This is a genomic window from Fusobacterium sp. JB019 (genome assembly GCA_030673965.1).
In the GTDB taxonomy this organism is placed as follows: domain Bacteria; phylum Fusobacteriota; class Fusobacteriia; order Fusobacteriales; family Fusobacteriaceae; genus Fusobacterium_B.
In genome coordinates, this window is sequence record JAUTCN010000002.1 from 273759 (window position 1) to 292693 (window position 18935).

Consider the following 18935-nt stretch of genomic DNA (forward strand, 5'->3'; position numbering starts at 1 on the left):
TGTACCCCTTTAATTTCTAAATGTCAAAAGATAGATTAGATACTTATTCTTATAAAAATTTTTCAATTATTAATTTAGTTACTGTTATTGTACATACTACCATAAAAATAGGTCTTACAACTTTAACTCCGTTTTTTATAGCAAATTTTGCTCCTATTTGACCTCCAATAAACATGATTATACTTAATGGAATAGCGTATATATATACTACTTTTCCTAAAATTATAAATCCAATAACAGCTGCAATGCAAGCAAATAAATTAGTTACCTTTGTATTAGCTGAAGCTGTAACAAAATCAAATCCATAAATTTTTATATAAGCAAATAATAAAAATGATCCTCCTCCAGGTCCAAAGAATCCAATATAAAAACTAACTATAAAAGTAGCGAGCCAACCATAAATTTCAGTTTTTCTATCTAAAACTTTAAATGTATTTTCAAATCCTATTTTCTTATTTAAAAAAGTATAAACTGTTAGAAGGAACAAAAGAATAACAACTACAGGTTCTAAAAATTTATCATCTATTCTACTAACTGTATAAACTCCTAACGAGGAAGCAAAAAAAGAAATTATTGCAGGATATTTTATAACAGAGATATTAATTTTACCTGAAACTAAATATCTTAAAGAACTACCTAAACATAAAAAAACAGAAGAAAATTTATTAGTACCTAAAGCAAAATGAATAGGCATTCCTGTAAAAATATAAGCAGGAACAGTTATAATTCCACCACCCCCAGCAATAGCATCAACAAAAGCTCCCGTAAAACAAGCTACACTTAAAAATAAAAATTTTCCCAGTGAAAAACTTAAAAACATATCCTCCATAATTCTCCCCCTGATTTTTTCATTATATTAAAGATAGTAGCATAGTAAGACACTATAAAACAATATAAAATAATAATAACTTTTATTTAAATATGTTATATAATGATATTATATACTAACTATAAGGGAGATTTTTATGGAAACTGATAATTTAACAAAAGATTCAATTTTTAAACTCATAAAAAATATTGCTATTCCTGCAAGTACAGGATTAATTTTTAATACTTTTTATAATGTTGTAGACACTTATTTTGCAGGGAAAGAAATAGGTACAGCTGCTCTAGCTGGAATAACTATTGGTTTCCCTATTTATTTTATTTTAATTGCTATAAGCACTGGTATTGGAAATGGTACTACTGCCTTAGCTTCAATTGCTCTTGGAAGAAAAGATAGAGAAACTTATCATTCTCTCGCACTTAATTCCATGGTTATAGGTTTTGTTTCAAGTCTACTTATAGCTTTATCTATAAAGAATTTAGTTCCTTTTTTATTCAAATTTTCAGGAGCTAGTGGAACAGAGTTAAATTATGGGATAGATTATATAAATACTATTTTTATAGGTTCTATTTTCTTTATAATTAATTCGATTTTAAATGCTCTTTTAGTAGCTTATGGAGATACTAAATCCTATAGAAATTTCTTAATTATTGGATTCTTTTTAAATATCCTATTAGATCCTCTATTTATTATGGGTTGGTTTGGCCTTCCTAAACTAGAAACAATAGGAGTAGCTCTTGCCACTGTTTTAGTTCAAATGACAGGAACAATATACCTTGGAAAAAGACTTTATCAAAATCATATTTTTAAATTTGAATTATTTAAAAGATGTAATTTAAGACTTAAAACAATTTTAGAATTATTAGAACAAGGTATTCCCTCTGCTTTAACTACAGCTACTACAGCTCTTGGAGTATTTGTAATTAATTATTTTATCTTGAAAATTATGCCAGGTCCTGTTACAATAGCAGCTTACGGAGCTGCCATGAGAGTTGAGCAATTAGCTTTAATTCCTACAATGGGATTAAACACTGCTGCTATTACAATTTCAGGTCAAAATTTTGGTGGAAAAATATATTCTAGAGTTATTGAAGTTAAAAATAAGACTTTATTAATAGGAACTACTTTTATTACTCTTGGAGGGATAATTATTTATCCCTTTATTTCTTCTTTAATTGGAATCTTTGCATCTGATATTAATGTAATAAATGCAGGAACTCATTATTTACAAATAGAGATTTTAGCTCTTCCTACATATATAATACTTGGCTTATATTTAAGCGTATTACAAGGAATCAAAAAACCAAATTGGGCTGTTTTCATAGGAACATTTAGACAAATAATTATGCCTTTTGTTCTATTTAACATTTTTACCAAGGTTTTTAATATGGGAATTACAGGTATTTGGATAGGAATAGTTATTGTAAATTGGTTAGCTGTTATTTTAACTTATTTTTACGGAGAATATACTCTAAAAAGAATATTATTATTAGGAGATGAAAAGTGAGCAGAGGAAAAAATTTAACAGAAGGTAATATTTTAAAGATTCTTATTTCTTTGGCCTTGCCAATTATAGGAACATCTTTTTTACAAATGACCTATGGACTTGTGGATATGGTTTGGATTGGAAAATTAGGAAGTAAAGCTGTAGCTTCAATAGGAACAGCATCCTTTTATATTGGTATGGGTTATTCCATAAATTCTATTATTGTTATGGGAGGAGGAATAAAAACAGCCCACTCAATAGGAGCTAATAATAAAAAAGATTTACATGAATATATTAACTCAGCTTTTACTATAAATATAGTAATTTCTATAATGTATTTTATTTTTTTATATTTATTTAGAGGTCCATTAATTAAATATTTTAATTTGAATGATGTTCAAGTTGAAATGGACGCTATTAAATATTTAGTTATTGCAGGATTTAGTCTAATATTTTTATTTGAAAATATGCTTTTTATGAGAATTCTAAATAGTTTTGGAGAAACTAAACTTCCCTTTAAAATAAGCGCTTTTGGAATTGTTTTAAATATAATATTAGATCCTTTATTCATATTTATATTAAATTATAAAGTTACAGGAGCTGCTATTGCAACCTTGTTGTCTCAAGGAGTAACTACACTTCTTTATATTAAAGTTTCTAAAAAATATTTTTCCTTATCTTCACTTTTTAAAATATATATTGATAAGATAAAAAATATTTTTAAATTAGGAATTCCTGGTGGTATCCAGCGTATTATATTTACAAGTATTAGTATTGTTATTGGAAGAGTTGTTTCAAGTTTTGGACCTGAAGCAATTGCTGCTCAAAAGATAGGAGTTCAAATAGAATCTATTTCCTACATGACAGCTTGGGGACTTTATGGTGCCATGTCTGCATTTGTTGGTCAAAATTTTGGTGGAAAACAATTATTTAGAATAAAGAAAGGATTTAAAATAGCAAGCGTATTATCCATTTGTCTTGGACTTTTCACATCTATTTTATTTGTTTTCTTCCCAGATATGTTAATGAGAATATTTATAAAAGATCCACAAACAATTGCAATAGGAAGAAATTATTTAATCATTTTAGGATATACTCAAATATTTATGTGTATTGAGATTGTTTCAAGCGCTTCTTTCCATGGTATTGGAGCTCCAAACATTCCTTCCTTTGTAAGTATTATTTTTACAGCTTCTAGAATTCCAGTTGCATATTATTTATCTTCAATTTATGGAATTAACGGAGTTTGGATAGCAATAAGTTTATCTATGTTAGCTAAGGGATTAATCACACCAACAGCTTTTACATTTAAATTAAAAAGTTTAATAAATAAGAATGGAGGAATTTATGAATAAAATAAATTTTAAAAACATCATTAGAGATAACGACCTATCTGATTTTTTTAATCAAGGAAATTTTGGACTTGAAAAAGAAAATTTAAGAACTGACCTACTAGGAAATCTTGCATTAACAGATTTTCCTAAAGACTTTGGAGATAAAAAAACTAATCCCTATATAACTGTTGATTTTTCAGAAAGTCAAATAGAAATGATAACACCCTCTTTTAATAATTTAGATAAAACATATAATTTTTTAAAAAATTTAAATGATATTGTTACAACAAGTCTTAAGGATGAATATCTTTGGCCTCAAAGTATTCCTTGTATTATACCAGAAGAAAATATGATACCAATTGCTAAATTTTCAGGAGAAGAGGGAAGAAAATCAGAAGAATATAGAAAAGGATTAGCTGAAAAATATGGAAGAAAGATTCAGCTTATTTCAGGGATACATTATAATTTTTCTTTTTCCAATGATTTTCTAGAGCTTTTACATAAAAAATCTAAATCTAAATTAAGCTATAAAGATTTTAAAAATGAACTGTATCTTAAAACAACTAGGAACTTTTTTAAATATGGTTGGCTTATTATTTATCTTCTAGGAGCTAGTTCCACAGTACATAAATCATATAGGCGAACTTGCATTGAAAATATGGAAAAATTAAATCAGAACTCTTTTTATTTCGATGGAACTCTTTCCTTTAGAAATGGAAAATGTGGTTATAAAAATAAAGATAAATTTTTCATTTCTCATGATCTAGTTGAAAATTATGTTAATGATATTAAAGAATTGATAAAATTAAACATATTAGATGGAGCAAGGGAATATTATAGTCCAATAAGATTAAAATCAAAGGACCCTCATAATATTCTTGATTCTCTTTTGAAGGACGGCATTGAATACTTAGAAATTAGAACAATTGATATTAATCCTTTTTCTCAAACTGGAATTAATCTAGAAGATTTAAAATTTATACATTTACTTATAAAATATTTTGTTCTTAAGGAAGAAGATCATGAATTTAATGAAAATGATTATACGAGATTTTTAAAAAATCAAGAATTAATTGCCAATGAAGGAAGAAATCCTAATCTTGAAATTAATTGTTGTAAAGATAATCCTATAAAAATAACTGATTATGCACTTGAATTATTAGAAGATATTAAGACTAATTTAAAAGATATTAATTTATTTTCAGCTGAAGATTTAGATATTTTAAATTTTCAAAAAAATAAAATAGAAAATCCTGAAACTCTTTATGTTAATAAATTATTAGAAGAAGTTAGTAAAAAAGGATATGTTGAATTTCATCTTGATCAAGCAAAAAAATATTTAGCTGAAAGTAAAAATAAAAGTTTTGCTTTAAAGGGCTATGAAAATCTAGAACTTTCTACACAAATACTATTAAAGGAAGCTATCAAAAGGGGAATTAAATTTGAAATTTTAGATGAAGCAGAAAACTTTATTTATTTTAATAAAGATAATCATGAAGAATATGTAAAGCAAGCTACAAAAACCTCCCTAGATTCATATGTAACAATGCTTATTATGGAAAACAAGGTTGTAACTAAAAAGGTTTTAGAAAAAAATAATATTGCTGTTCCTAAAGGTCTTAATTATTCAAATGAAAAAACTGCTATAAATGATTTTTATAAATATGATAAGCATCCAATTGTAATTAAACCTAAATCTACAAATTTTGGATTAGGTATCAGTATATTTAAAGAAAATTATACATTTGAAGATTATAAAAAAGCTATTGATTTAGCATTTAAAGAAGATTCTTCTATTTTAATTGAAGAATTCATATCTGGAAAAGAATATAGATTTTTTGTTATTGGAGATGAAGTTGCAGGTATATTACATAGGGTTCCTGCCAATATTACTGGAGATGGAAAATCTAATATTTATAAATTAGTTGAAGAAAAAAATAAAAATCCATTAAGAGGAAAAGGTTATAAAACTCCACTTGAAAAAATTAATTTAGGAGAAGCTGAAGAGTTATTTTTAAAAGGACAAGATAAAACCTTTGATTATATTCCTAAAGATGGAGAAGTGATATATTTAAGAGAAAATTCAAATATTAGTACAGGGGGAGACAGTATTGATTATACAGATGACATTTTAGATATTTATAAGGAAATTGCTGTTTGCGCTGCAAAATCTGCAAATGCTATAATTTGTGGTGTCGATATGATGATTAAAAATTTAAAAAATCCTAATCCTAAGGATAATTATAGTATTATTGAAATTAACTTTAATCCAGCGATTCATATACATTGCTATCCTTTTATTGGTAAAAATAGACATTTAGGAGAAAAAATATTAGATGTTTTAGGATATTAGATATTTAGGAGGTGTCTTTTTATGAAAAAATTATTAAAATTTAGATGGGTTTTTCAATTATTTTTTATTTTCTTAGCTACATTTTCAATGCATAATGGAAATGAAAAATTATTAAAAACTTTTATTATTTTAGGTATGATTGTTTTAATTGGTCCTATCTTCTGTGGATGGATGTGTCCTTTTGGGTCTGTTCAAGACTTTTTATTTAAAATTAATGAAAAAACTTTTAAAAAGAAAATTACAGTTCCTGATTCTTTAGAAAGATTATTAAAATGGTTAAGATATATAATTTATTTTTCATCAGGATATGCCATTATTAAATTAATAGATTCTAGAAAAGCTTTTACCTTTCTTCTTAAAGGAAAACCAGTTTTAACTACTACTCTTATAATAATGGTTATATTCATGATATTATCTTTATTTATTCATCGAATATTTTGTAGATATTTTTGTCCCCTAGGTGCTAAATATGGATTAATTTCTTTGACAAGAATATTCACAATAAAACGTGACATTGATGAATGTATTGATTGTAAATTATGCGACAGAAATTGTCCTATGCAAATAGAAGTATCTAATGATAAAGCTGTAAACTCTCCCCAATGTATTTCTTGCGGAAGATGTATCCTTTCTTGTCCTAAGAAAAAAGCTTTAAAAATTGGAATAAGAGAATTTAAAAAACCTAAAACATATATATTTATGGGAGTAGGAATCTACTTTTTAATAATAACTATTCTTTTTACACTAAGTAAATTTAAATAATTAATATCTCAAATCAAAACTAGAGCATTCTTTCATTTCAAGGATGCTCTTTTTTACTTCTATTACTTTTCCGTAAGGAGATCCTTTTTCTATATATTTTTCAGCACGGATCAATTTATCTTCTTTTATTTGGATTATAACTTCAACATCTCCATTATCTAAATTTTTAACATATCCTTTAGCTCCTAGCTTTTTCAATCTTAACCCAACATAAAATCTATATCCAACTCCTTGTACTCTTCCTTTCACTATATATTTAAAACTTTTCATATTAATCACCTCATTTTTATAAAAAAAAGTAGCAGAAATATTTCTGCTACTTTTGAAATTAATAGTTAATTATTTTAAAGTTACTTTCATTAAAAGATCTCCAACTTTAACGTCACCCTTTGCAACCACTTCTATATTATCTACTATATCCATGCTTGTAATTATTATTGGAGTCTTTGTTGATTTTGCATTTTCTTTAATATATGCTAAATCATATTCTACTAATTTGTCTCCTACAGAAACTTCATCAGCAGTAGCAACTCTTTTTAATCCTTCACTATTTAACTTAACTGTATCAATACCAAAGTGAACAATCATTTCTAATTCGTCTTTAGTTTCAAAACTAACAGCGTGATTTGTATCAAAGATATCAATTTCAGCGTTAACTGGTGCATATATAGCTCCTTCAGTTGGATCTATTGCGCATCCATCTCCTATCATTTTTTGAGCGAAAGCTTCATCAGGTACTTCTTCTAAAGGTATTACCTTTCCGTTAAGTGGTGAAAAAATTTCAACTACATTTTGTTTCTTTTTCCCTTTAAACATATCAAAAAATCCCATATCATTCTCCTTATCCTTAATTTATTTTTATCTTACGTTAACATTATTTCATATTTCTTAAAATAAATCAATAACTTTTTTGACAAAATTTATTATTATTTTTGAGCCTTTTTTTTAAAAGAATTATAATATCCAACTGAAAAATATGTTTTTAGAACATCAAATCAGAAAGTTTCTTATAAATCAATACAGAATCAGGAATATCTTTCATACAAATTCCATTAAACTTTTTACAAGATTTTTTTCCCTTGTGATTAGCTAGTAAGATATTACCAAGCTCAGTCCTATTTTGAAAAATATTCATTTTTAGATTAACTTCTGCTACATCTTTAAAAAAGATTTTTTTAGTTCTCAAATTAAACAAGCCTTTTTTATACTCTATTCTATCTTTATATATGTAGTACTGTGTATTAGAATAGCTACTTTTACAATATAAAAGAGTAACCACAGGGAATAAAATAAAGGTGACTATTCCAATTCCAATGCCTAAATATAAAGGCGCTATTATACTTGTGATTTTATGCGCGACTATTCCTGAAAAAAATCCCAACCATAAACTTATAAAGGCATGAATAGGCAATAATCTCAAAAAAATAATCTTTTTATTAAATTTAGGTTTAATTTTAAAAATAAATTTTTTATTGCTCAGCACATTTTTTCCCTCCTTTTCATTTATTATATATATATTTAATTATATAATGTATTCTTAAAAAAAACAATTGTTTTCCATAAAAAACCTCTTGACAATATGAAAAAAAAGGGGTATCATTTTATTGTTAGCAGACAAGAGCTAAGAGTGCTAAAGAAGAAAAAGGAGGTTTTTATGAATCCAAATATGTTTACTGAAAATTCAGTATTAGCTTTAAATGACGCGAGAGCATTGGCCATGGAATATAAGCAATCAAGTATTCGTCCAGAAATAATTGCTCTAGCATTACTTTTAAATAAGGAAGGTTTGATTCCTAGAATTATAGAAAAAATGGGGTTAAATTTAAACAATATAGTTTTCTCTCTAGAAAATGAAGTTAAATCTTATGCTACAGTAGAGGGAAATAACCAAATAGGACTTGATAATGACAGCAATAAGGTTCTTATGGAAGCAGAAAAAGAAATGAAAAAAATGGAAGACTCTTATATAAGTGTTGAACATATTTTCATAGCTTTATTAAATAATTGCAAAGCTTTAACTAAAGCTGGAATTAAAATAAAAGAGTTTAAAGAAGCTTTAAAAGAAATTAGAGGAAATCAAAAAGTTGATTCTCAAAATCCTGAAGATAAATATGAGGTATTGGAAAAATATGCTAGGGATTTAGTTGAATTAGCAAGAGAAGGAAAAATAGATCCTATTATAGGTAGAGATGGAGAAATAAGAAGAACTATTCAAATTATTTCTAGAAGAACAAAAAATAATCCTATTTTAATAGGAGAACCTGGAGTAGGTAAAACTGCAATTGCAGAGGGACTGGCACAAAGAATACTTAACGGAGATGTTCCTGAAACTCTTAAAAATAAAAAAATATTCTCTCTTGATATGGGAGCTTTAATTGCAGGAGCTAAATTTAGAGGTGAATTTGAAGAAAGATTAAAAGCAGTGTTAAAAGAAGTTGAACAATCTGATGGAAAAATAATTCTGTTTATTGATGAAATTCATACTATAGTTGGAGCAGGTAAAACAGACGGGGCAATGGATGCAGGTAATTTATTAAAACCAATGCTTGCAAGAGGAGAAGTTAGAGTTATTGGTGCTACAACAATTGATGAATATAGAAAATATATTGAAAAAGATCCAGCCCTTGAAAGAAGATTCCAAACAGTATTAATTAATGAACCAACTGTTGAAGATACAATTTCTGTATTAAGAGGACTTAAAGAAAAATATGAGGTTTACCATGGAATTAGAATTAGTGATGGAGCGATAGTTTCTGCTGCTGTTTTAAGTGATAGGTACATCAGTGATAGATTTTTACCTGATAAAGCCATTGATTTAATTGATGAAGCTGCAGCTATGATAAGAACAGAAATTGATTCAATGCCTAGTGAATTAGATGAACTTACAAGAAAATCTATGCAGCTTGAAATTGAAAAGCAAGCTCTAAAGAAAGAAAAAGATGATGCTTCTCAAGAAAGATTAAAAGCTTTAGAAAAAGAATTATCTGAAATTAATTCTAAAAAAGATATTTTAAAATCTCAATGGGATGTTGAAAAACAAGAAGTTGAAAAGGTTAAAACTTTAAAAGCTGATATTGATAAGACAAAACTTGAAATTGAAAAAGCTGAAAGAGACTATGATTTAAATAAATTAGCAGAATTAAAATATGGTAAATTAGCTAATTTACAAAAAGAATTAAAAGAACAACAAGAAATAACAGATAATAAATTTGATCATGCATTATTAAAATTAGAAGTTAATGAAACAGAGGTTGCAGATATAGTTTCTAAATGGACTGGAGTTCCTGTAAATAAATTGATTGAAAGTGAAAAAGAAAAAATATTAGGACTTGAAAATTCTTTAAACAATAGAGTAATCGGTCAAAATGAAGCAGTTAATCTAGTTGCAAATACTATACTTAGAGCAAGAGCTGGATTAAAGGATAAAACAAAACCTATAGGATCTTTTATTTTCTTAGGTCCTACAGGAGTAGGTAAAACATATCTTGCTAAATCTCTAGCTTATAATTTATTTGACGATGAAAATAATATGATAAGAATAGATATGAGTGAATATATGGATAAATTCTCAGTAACTAGATTAATCGGAGCCCCTCCTGGATATGTTGGATATGAAGAAGGTGGACAACTTACTGAAGCTGTTAGAAGAAAACCTTATTCTGTAATTTTATTTGATGAAATTGAAAAAGCTCATCCTGATGTTTTTAATACTTTCCTTCAAATACTAGATGATGGTAGATTAACAGATGGTAAAGGTAAAGTTGTAGATTTTAAAAATACATTAATTATCATGACTTCAAATTTAGGAAGTAACTTTATATTAGAAGATCCTGATTTAAATGAAGAAACTAGAGGAAAAGTTAATCAATTAATGAAGCAATCTTTTAAACCTGAATTCTTAAACAGAGTGGATGATGTAATCTTATTTAAGAGCCTTAACTTTGAATCTATTAGAAGAATTGTTAAAGCTTTACTTAAAGAAACAGAAGAAAAACTAAAAGATAAATATATAAAAATATCATTTAGCGATTCTGTAGTTGATTATCTAGCTAAAAACTCTTATGATCCTCATTATGGAGCAAGACCTTTAGGTAGATTTATACAAAAATCAATTGAAACTAATTTAGCAAAAGAAATCCTTGCAGGAAAAATAAAGGAAAAAGATAATGTATTAGTTGATTTAATAAATAATGAAATTGAATTTAAAATAGCTTAATCACTCCCTGATTAAAATAAAAAAAGAGTTGGAATATATATTTCCAACTCTTTTACTTTATTTAACATTTCCAAAAGAACCTTCTTTTTCCTGTCTAATGGTTAATTCATAATAAGTATTTAATGCTTTTTTATATTTTTCTTCTAATTCATTTGAAATCTTTATTTTTTTATTATCTGATTTTCTTCTAGTTAGATATTTTTTTGTTTCCATATTCTTAACAAAAACATTATCATTATCTATAAGCCCAATAAATCCATGCTCAATTATATAAACAAAATCATTTTTACTTTCCTTTAAAAATAAATTTTTACCCCAAGAAGAATTTATATATTTGCCTCCAAGAATATTCATTAAACTAGGTAATAAATCTACTTGAGATCCTAACTTTTCAAAAGTTCCAGGTTCTATCTGCCCTCCTGGAGTCCATATTAATAAAGGATTTGTAAATTTCTTCCAATCAACTTCAACTTTTTCTCCCCTATGCTCTCCGTGATCAGCTACAAAAACAAATACTGTATTTTGAGCCCATTTTTTATCTTTTACTAAATTTACAAATTTACCTATTGAATAATCAGCAAAGGCAAAAGCATTATACCTTTCATAATTCTTATATTCTTTTTCTGTATATTTTTTAAATTCTTCAGGAATATCAAAAGGTGCATGGTTACTCAATGTAAAAATTTCACAGAAAAAAGGTTCCTTTAATTTACTTAAATAATCATCTGTAAAAGTTAAAACTTTATCATCTGGAACTCCCCATTTAATACTTCTATCTTTTAAAGGAAAATCATCCCTAGAAACTAAATTATCTATTCCATTTAAAGTTAAGAATCCTTTCATATTATCAAATTCTATATCTCCACCATAAATAAAATTAGTATTATAACCTCTTTTCTTTAAAATTGAACTTAATGATACAAAGGGCTTTTGAGCAATGGATTTTTTTAAAATAGATTTTCCATATTGAGAAGGAAAACCTGTTAACACGCTTAACATACCACGATTAGATCTATTCCCATTTGAATAAAAATTGTTAAAAATTAAACCTTTAGAAGCTAATTTATTATATTCAGGAGTTATATCTGGATTTCCTCCAATAGCTCCAACTGTATCTCCCATAAAACTTTCCATTAAAACAATAACTACATTATATTCTTTTTCTTCTTTTTTTGTATCAGTTTCTCTTAGTACTATATTCTTATCAGATATAAACTTATCTTGAGAAGTTCCTATATAGCCTCTTATGTTATTTTTAATCTCTTCTTTAGAATAAATAAAATTAATATCTTTGGCCGATTTATTTTTTTCTTTTCTATCTATATCTATACTTTTAAACAAAGTAAAAACTCCATTTAAGGCTGTTTGATTAGCAAAATAATTTTCACTAAAATATGCTCTCCCCCAATTTAATGTTCCTTGAGAAAATCCACCCCTTGCTCCAAAAATACAAAATATTACAACCGTTAAACATAAAACTATTTCTAAAATAAAATCTATAATTCTTTTAGTAAAAGAAACTTTAAAATTAAAATGATATTTATTTTTAAGCTCTTTTTCATCTATTTCTAATGTTCTAAAAAGTTTAAAACTAATAATTAAATAAATTATTTCTACTAAAATAAACATGATAAATAAAACAATAGATAATCTATCTGCCAAAACAGTTAATATTATTTCATTTGGATTACTTGCATAATCTAATATAGTTGACGTTAAATGAGAATTAAACTGTTTAAAATATCTTATATCTGCAAACATTATTCCAAATATCAATGTAGACATTATTACTTTATAAATTTTTAAAAAAACTTTCCCAAATATTCCTAGATATATTGACTTAAAGAATCTAAACAAAATAAAACATAATATAAATCCTATTAAATAATAACTAGTTATAGAAGTATCAAAAACTAAACCATGTAAAAAACTTCTTAGCATCAAGTTAAAATTTATATTTTTAACTCCTTCTAAATTAACAAATGAAAACAATCCCCTTATTCCTGTCATAATTAACATAACCGTTAAATACTCTTTAATAAAATAAAACAAAATCTTTAACTTTTTCATAATCAAAACAACTCCTAAAAAATTAAAAAGAGGGAATTTAGACCCTCTTTTAATATTAAATTTAAACACTATATATTTTAGCATTTTTTTATTTGTTTTTCATTATTTTTTTCTTAATTTTTTCTTAATTTTTAATATTTTTCAATTCTAACTTTTTTATAATTTTCTAACATCTTACATTCAAAAGTATCTTTTTTCCTTTCTTCTAAAGCTCTTTGATAATCTTCATCATATTTTTTTACTATTTTTCTTAATATAGCCTTTCTCTTGTTTGTTGTCATTCCCATAGATATTCATCCCCTTTAATATCATTTTTTATTTGTTAAATTAAATAACATTAACCCACTTAAAATAATAGTTCCTCCTATATATGTAGCTGCAGAAGGATATTCATTAACAAGTATACAACCCATTATACCAGATAATAACGGAGTTACAAACATAAAATTTGTAACTTCACTAGTTACTTTAGCAACAGACAAGGCTCTACTCCACCAAATATAAGCAATAGCACTTGGAAATATTCCAAGATAAGCTATTATCCACCAAGCTTTTATTGGAGCTTTCATAATTTGAGCGGTTGATTCAGGAACAAAAATAGAAAGCAAAATTGTTCCTCCTATAATACTATAAGTTGTAGATTGAAAAGCAGTATAAGTCTTAGTATATTCTCTTTGAGTAATATTATAAATTGCTAGAACAACAGCCGCACCTATCATCCATAAAACTCCAATATTCAAAGAAAATTCTCCGTCCCAAAGAGTTAAAAATAATATTCCAACAAATTCCATGGCAATGGCTATCCAACCATATACATTAATTTTTTCTTTTAATAATAAATTTGACATTAAAGCAGTTAGTATTGGAGCTATAGCTATAATAATGCTGCTTGTTGCCGAAGTTAAGTAAATTGATCCTGTATTGAAAGTTATCATATACATAAAAAATCCCATTCCACCTGAAAATAAAAATTTGGGTATATCTCTTGTTCTAGGAAGTCCTATTTTCTTTATATATCCTATTAAAAGCAAACAAATAGTTGCTGCTAAATATCTTACAAGTCCCAAAGTTTGTGGGGTAAAATAGGAAAGAGCTATTTTTGTAACTGGAAAAGCTGAAGCCCATAAAAAAATAGTTCCAAAAGCAAAACACTTGCTCTCATTATTTTTAATAAAGTTATTCATTGTAATCTATCTCCCCCCTAATACATTTAAATATTTATTTTTGAAAATAAATGTATCTTATATATATAATTATACCTAAATTACTACATAAAAACAACCTAAAAAAAGTAAAAAAATCAAATTAAAGATTTTAAAAAATTTGTTTCTATTGCTTTTTTACAGTTTTTAAGTTATAATTTTTGGTAGATTAAAATTAATCATAAATAGTTTTGTAAGGAGTTTTAATGAAAGTAAATGAAGAAAAAATAAACTTACTTATAGATGATATTTTCAGAAATAAGAAATTAGTAAAATGCATTTTTTCTAATATGAAAGGAAATTATCCCTATACTAAAGTTAATATAAAACCTATTTTAATAAAAAATGAATTTTTTTATCAGTTTGAAGAATTTCAAAATAACAAAGCTTATCATTCAAATTTAAATATTGAAGATACATTAGATAAGCTTCCTTTATTAATTGAAAACTTTAAACAATATATGATATTCACAAAGGAACAAGATATTCAAGTTTTAAAAAATAAGAAAGGTTTTAAAATTAAAGAAACAAAAAATATAAAAGGAGAAGTTTCTTTAGAACACAATAAGAATAAAAATTATATTTTAAAAGAAGGAGCCCCAATCCCATTCTTGGTTAAGCTTGGAGTTATGGGTGAAAATGGAAAAGTATTTAAAAAAAGTTATGATAAGTTCAAACAAATAAATAAATATTTACAATTTATAGATGAAACAATTTGTGAGATGCAATCTAAAAAACTAATAACTGATTCCATTAAAGCAATAGATTTTGGATGTGGAAAATCATACTTAACTTTTGCATTACATTATTATTTCCAAATAAAAGATAATTTAGATTTTAAAATTATAGGTCTAGATTTAAAGGAAGATGTTATAGAAGAATGTAATAATATAGCAAAAGAACTTGATTTAAAAAACATAGAATTTTTAACAGGAGATATTAAAGATTTTGACAAACTAAATGATGTTGATCTTATCTTTTCTCTTCATGCTTGTAATAATGCAACAGATTATTCTTTATTAAAAGCAATGGAACTTAATGCTAAAGCAATTTTAGCTGTCCCTTGTTGCCAGCATGAATTTAATGAAAAAATTTCATCTAATAAGAATAGTTCTTTTCATGAAAATGAATCTTTAATTGGAAAGCATGGAATATTACTTGAAAAATTTTCTTCTATTGCAACTGATGCTTTTAGAGCACAAGCTTTAGAATTATGTGGGTTCAAAACTCAAGTTATAGAATTTATAGATTTAGTTAATACTCCTAAGAATGTACTTATTCGTGGAATCAGAGAAAAAACTACTAAGGATTCTCTTGATAAAAAACTAAAGGAATATAATACTTTTAAAAATTTCTTAGGAATAGAGCCTATTTTAGATACACTACTTAAACCATATTTTTTAACTAAGGAGAACAAATGAAAAGAATTAAAGAAGTTATAATAGTAGAAGGAAGAGATGATATTACTGCTGTAAAAAGAGCTGTCGATGCTGAACTTATTCCAGTTCATGGATATTCAGTAAAGAAAAATTTAGATAAAATACAAAAAGCTTACGATAATAATGGTATAATTATATTAACAGATCCAGATTTTGCTGGAGTTCAAATTAGAAGAATTATTACTGAACGTTTTCCTGAAGCAAAACAAGCATATATAAATAGATATGAAGGAATTAAAAATGGAAATATTGGAGTTGAGAACGCTTCTCCTGAATCTATTATAAAAGCTTTAGAAAAAGCAAAATACGAAACATTAGAATCTGAAAAAGTTTTTACAGTTGATGATTTATTAGAGTATCACTTAACAGGTTTTTCAAACTCTAAATTATTAAGAGAAAAACTTGGAGAAAAATTAGGTATAGGATATTCTAATGGAAAACAACTTCTTGTTAAATTAAATCACTATGGAATTTCAATGGAAGAATTTGAAAATGCCATGGATGAAATAATTAAAAGCTTATAATTAAATATTTACTTCTAAGGTCCTTCAGCAAAATGTTGAAGGATTTTTTTCACCTAAGGAGGGGATGATAATGGATGTTTTAGAAGAAATGAAAACTTATTATTACACTGGGGAAACAAAGGATATTTCATTTAGAATCAATCAATTATTAAAATTAAAAGAAGTTATATTAAACAATGAAGATAATATTATAAAGGCTTTAAATTTAGATTTAAGAAGACCCGCCTTTGAAAGTTATATATCTGAAATTGGAGTTATCTTAAATAGTATAACTTACACTATTAATAATTTAAAAAAATGGAGTAAATTAAAAAAAGTTAGAACTCCAATGACTCAATTTAGAGCTAGTAGTTATATTCAACCAGAACCTTATGGAGTTGTTTTAATAATTTCTCCGTTTAATTTTCCTTTTAATTTATGCATAGAACCTTTGATTGGAGCTATTGCAGCAGGAAATTGCGCTGTAATAAAACCTTCTGAAGAAACTCCAAATGTTTCTAAAGTTATTGAAAAAATGTTTTGTGAAAATTTTCAAAAAGAATATATACAGGTTATACAAGGAGGAAAAGAAGTTATTAGTGAACTAATTCATAGTTCTTTTGATTATATTTTCTTTACTGGAAGTGTTCCTGTGGGAAAAATAGTTATGAAAGCTGCTAGTGAAAAACTAACTCCTTTAACTTTAGAGCTTGGAGGAAAAAGCCCTTGTATAATAGACAAAGATGCAAATTTAAAAATAGCTGCTGAAAGAGTTGCCTGGGGAAAATTCTTCAATGCTGGACAAATCTGTATTGCTCCAGATTATTTATTAGTTCATGAAGCTGTTCAACATGATTTTATTCAAGAATTAAAAGATATTATCAAAAGATTTTATGGTGATAATATCCATGAATCTCCTGACTTTTCAAGAATTATAAATAAGAAACATACAGAAAGATTAATTGAAATTTTAAAAGAAGATGAAGATAAAATTGTCTACGGAGGAAATTATATTTTAGAAGAAAAATATATTGAGCCAACTATATTAGACAATGTTTCTTGGGAAGATAAATGTATGGAAGATGAAATTTTTGGGCCAATACTACCAATAATTCCTTTCACTGATATTGATAAAATTATAAGTATAATAAATTCTAAACCAAAACCTTTAGCTTTATATATCTTCACAGAAAATTCATATCTTCAAAATAGAATTATAGATAGAACTAGTTCTGGAGGAGTTTGTATAAATGATGTTATCAATCATTATAGCAATCATCATTTACCATTTGGTGGAGTGGGAAGTTCTGGTATTGGAAGCTATCACGGAGAAGATAGTTTTAAAACTTTTTCTCATATGAAGGGAATTCTTAGTAAATCTACAAAAATAAGTAATACTTTAATATTCCCTCCTTATAATCTAAAGAAACTTCATGCTATTAAAAAAGTATTAAAATAAAATATAATATAATAAAGGACTAGCTGTATAATTAATACACTAGTCCTTTAATATTTAAATTAGAATACTTCCATCTTCTTTCAAATAAATTTCTTTTGGTGGAAGTTGTGATGAAAATTGAAAAGGTGTTAGTACTGCTGCGTAACATCCAGCATTTGTCATTACTACTAGATCTCCTATTTTTATTTTTGGTAACTCTATATCTTTAGCTACTAAATCTGTAGAAGTGCATAGATTTCCATATATGTTAACTTTTTCTAATTCTTTTTCATCAGTTAATACAATATACTGGAAGGCTCCTTTTTTAGTAAATAAAGGCTCATTCATTTTTGGCTCATCTGAATAAAATTTAACAAACTCTATTATTGATGGTCTTATAAATCCATTAAAAGTATTTTTTAATATAACAAACTTTTTTCCTCTTGAAACTTTTGTATCCATTACTTTTGTAACATACACTCCACTAAGTCCACATAAATAACGACCAGTTTCTATATAAATTTGAACATCTTTAATTTCTTCTTTAAATTCTTTACATAAAGAATTTAATTCTTTTCCTAAACTTTCCACATCAACAGGTTTATCTTCTAAAGAAAAAGGAATTCCTATTCCAGATCCTAAATTAACAAATTTTAGTTTTAAGTTTAATCCTTCTTTAACTTTCTTTGTTAAATCAAACATATTTTTATAATAATTTTTTAATATTTCTGTATCCAATTCTTGACTGCTAGAATGAACATGTATTCCTATTATTTTTATATTTTTAAAAGAATTTAATAATTCTAAATTTCCCATTAATATTTCTTCATCTATTCCAAATTTAGTAGGAACTCCTAAGTCACTATAATGAGTAAAATTTGGATTAATTCTAATCCCAATCTCCATTATTTTATTTTTTTGTTTTCCTAGTTCATCCAATAGTTTAATTTCATTAATGCTATCTGCAGTAAATATACATTTATCAAAAGCTATTTCAATATCTTTAATTGATTTTCCTGGAGCTGAATAAATTATTTCTTCTTTGTTTACATTATTATCAAAAGCTTTTAAAACTTCATTGCTACTAGCTGCATCTGCTCCTATTCCTTGAGCAAATATTGTTTTTAGCATTTCAGGATGGTGATTTGATTTTACTGAATATAAAAACTTAACATTTGGAAAACTTTTCTTTAATCTAGCTATATTTTCCAAAATAATTTTCTCATCATAAAGATAAAAACTATCATACTTTTTTCCTTGTTCTAATACCACTTCTCTGTTAAACATAAAACATCTCCTTTTCCTT

16 protein-coding genes are annotated in these 18935 nt (G+C 26.0%); 8 read left to right on the top strand and 8 right to left on the bottom strand.

Annotation, left to right across the window (positions count from 1 at the left end; translation table 11 throughout):
• Positions 1-49: 49 nt before the first annotated feature.
• A complete protein-coding gene (locus Q7K47_01550) occupies positions 50-829 on the bottom strand; it encodes a TSUP family transporter (protein ID MDP0505889.1) in 780 nt (259 codons plus the stop codon).
• Between the two features lie 136 nt (positions 830-965).
• Between Q7K47_01550 and Q7K47_01555 the strand changes: the two genes are divergently transcribed.
• Genes Q7K47_01555 through Q7K47_01570 form a run of 4 tightly spaced genes read left to right on the top strand, consistent with a single transcriptional unit; the run spans position 966 to position 6761 of the window.
• Entirely contained in the window at positions 966-2333 is a 1368-nt protein-coding gene (locus tag Q7K47_01555; protein MDP0505890.1) for an MATE family efflux transporter, read from the top strand.
• The gene (locus Q7K47_01560; GenBank protein ID MDP0505891.1) at positions 2330-3667 is read left to right on the top strand and encodes an MATE family efflux transporter; all 1338 of its coding nucleotides are present in this window, start codon (positions 2330-2332) and stop codon (positions 3665-3667) included. Before Q7K47_01555 ends, Q7K47_01560 begins: the two co-directional genes overlap by 4 nt.
• The gene (gshAB, locus tag Q7K47_01565; protein ID MDP0505892.1) at positions 3660-5999 is read left to right on the top strand and encodes a bifunctional glutamate--cysteine ligase GshA/glutathione synthetase GshB; all 2340 of its coding nucleotides are present in this window, start codon (positions 3660-3662) and stop codon (positions 5997-5999) included. Before Q7K47_01560 ends, gshAB begins: the two co-directional genes overlap by 8 nt.
• Before the next feature lie 21 nt (positions 6000-6020).
• Positions 6021-6761, top strand: a complete 741-nt coding sequence (locus tag Q7K47_01570) for a 4Fe-4S binding protein (protein MDP0505893.1) — start codon at positions 6021-6023, stop codon at positions 6759-6761.
• Here the strand turns inward: Q7K47_01570 and Q7K47_01575 are convergent, their stop codons facing one another.
• The 3 genes from Q7K47_01575 to Q7K47_01585 form a co-directional block, all read right to left on the bottom strand.
• The gene (locus tag Q7K47_01575; protein MDP0505894.1) at positions 6762-7031 is read right to left on the bottom strand and encodes an acylphosphatase; all 270 of its coding nucleotides are present in this window, start codon (positions 7029-7031) and stop codon (positions 6762-6764) included.
• A 69-nt stretch (positions 7032-7100) separates the two neighbouring features.
• Positions 7101-7592: a PTS glucose transporter subunit IIA gene (locus tag Q7K47_01580; protein ID MDP0505895.1), complete on the bottom strand. Its 492-nt coding sequence runs from the start codon at positions 7590-7592 to the stop codon at positions 7101-7103.
• Between the two features lie 151 nt (positions 7593-7743).
• Positions 7744-8244: a PH domain-containing protein gene (locus Q7K47_01585; protein MDP0505896.1), complete on the bottom strand. Its 501-nt coding sequence runs from the start codon at positions 8242-8244 to the stop codon at positions 7744-7746.
• Between the two features lie 171 nt (positions 8245-8415).
• Between Q7K47_01585 and clpB the strand changes: the two genes are divergently transcribed.
• Positions 8416-10977 (top strand): ATP-dependent chaperone ClpB, encoded by a 2562-nt coding sequence (gene clpB / locus Q7K47_01590; protein ID MDP0505897.1) that lies wholly within the window; start codon positions 8416-8418, stop codon positions 10975-10977.
• Positions 10978-11034: 57 nt separating this feature from the next.
• On the opposite strand, the gene Q7K47_01595 is transcribed toward clpB, so the two are convergent.
• From Q7K47_01595 to Q7K47_01605, 3 genes are all read right to left on the bottom strand, one after another.
• Entirely contained in the window at positions 11035-13047 is a 2013-nt protein-coding gene (locus Q7K47_01595; GenBank protein MDP0505898.1) for a sulfatase-like hydrolase/transferase, read from the bottom strand.
• Positions 13048-13178: 131 nt separating this feature from the next.
• A complete protein-coding gene (locus Q7K47_01600; GenBank protein ID MDP0505899.1) occupies positions 13179-13334 on the bottom strand; it encodes a hypothetical protein in 156 nt (51 codons plus the stop codon).
• Between the two features lie 21 nt (positions 13335-13355).
• Positions 13356-14231: a DMT family transporter gene (locus tag Q7K47_01605; protein ID MDP0505900.1), complete on the bottom strand. Its 876-nt coding sequence runs from the start codon at positions 14229-14231 to the stop codon at positions 13356-13358.
• A 224-nt stretch (positions 14232-14455) separates the two neighbouring features.
• On the opposite strand from Q7K47_01605, the gene Q7K47_01610 reads away from it, so the two are divergent.
• The 3 genes from Q7K47_01610 (at position 14456) to Q7K47_01620 (ending at position 17650) form a co-directional block, all read left to right on the top strand.
• Positions 14456-15670, top strand: coding sequence for an SAM-dependent methyltransferase (locus Q7K47_01610; GenBank protein ID MDP0505901.1), 1215 nt, complete (start codon positions 14456-14458; stop codon positions 15668-15670).
• A complete protein-coding gene (gene rnmV / locus Q7K47_01615) occupies positions 15667-16212 on the top strand; it encodes a ribonuclease M5 (GenBank protein MDP0505902.1) in 546 nt (181 codons plus the stop codon). Before Q7K47_01610 ends, rnmV begins: the two co-directional genes overlap by 4 nt.
• A gap of 70 nt (positions 16213-16282) precedes the next feature.
• Positions 16283-17650: an aldehyde dehydrogenase gene (locus tag Q7K47_01620; GenBank protein ID MDP0505903.1), complete on the top strand. Its 1368-nt coding sequence runs from the start codon at positions 16283-16285 to the stop codon at positions 17648-17650.
• A 54-nt stretch (positions 17651-17704) separates the two neighbouring features.
• Here the strand turns inward: Q7K47_01620 and Q7K47_01625 are convergent, their stop codons facing one another.
• A complete protein-coding gene (locus Q7K47_01625; protein MDP0505904.1) occupies positions 17705-18916 on the bottom strand; it encodes a diaminopimelate decarboxylase in 1212 nt (403 codons plus the stop codon).
• Positions 18917-18935 lie beyond the last annotated feature (19 nt).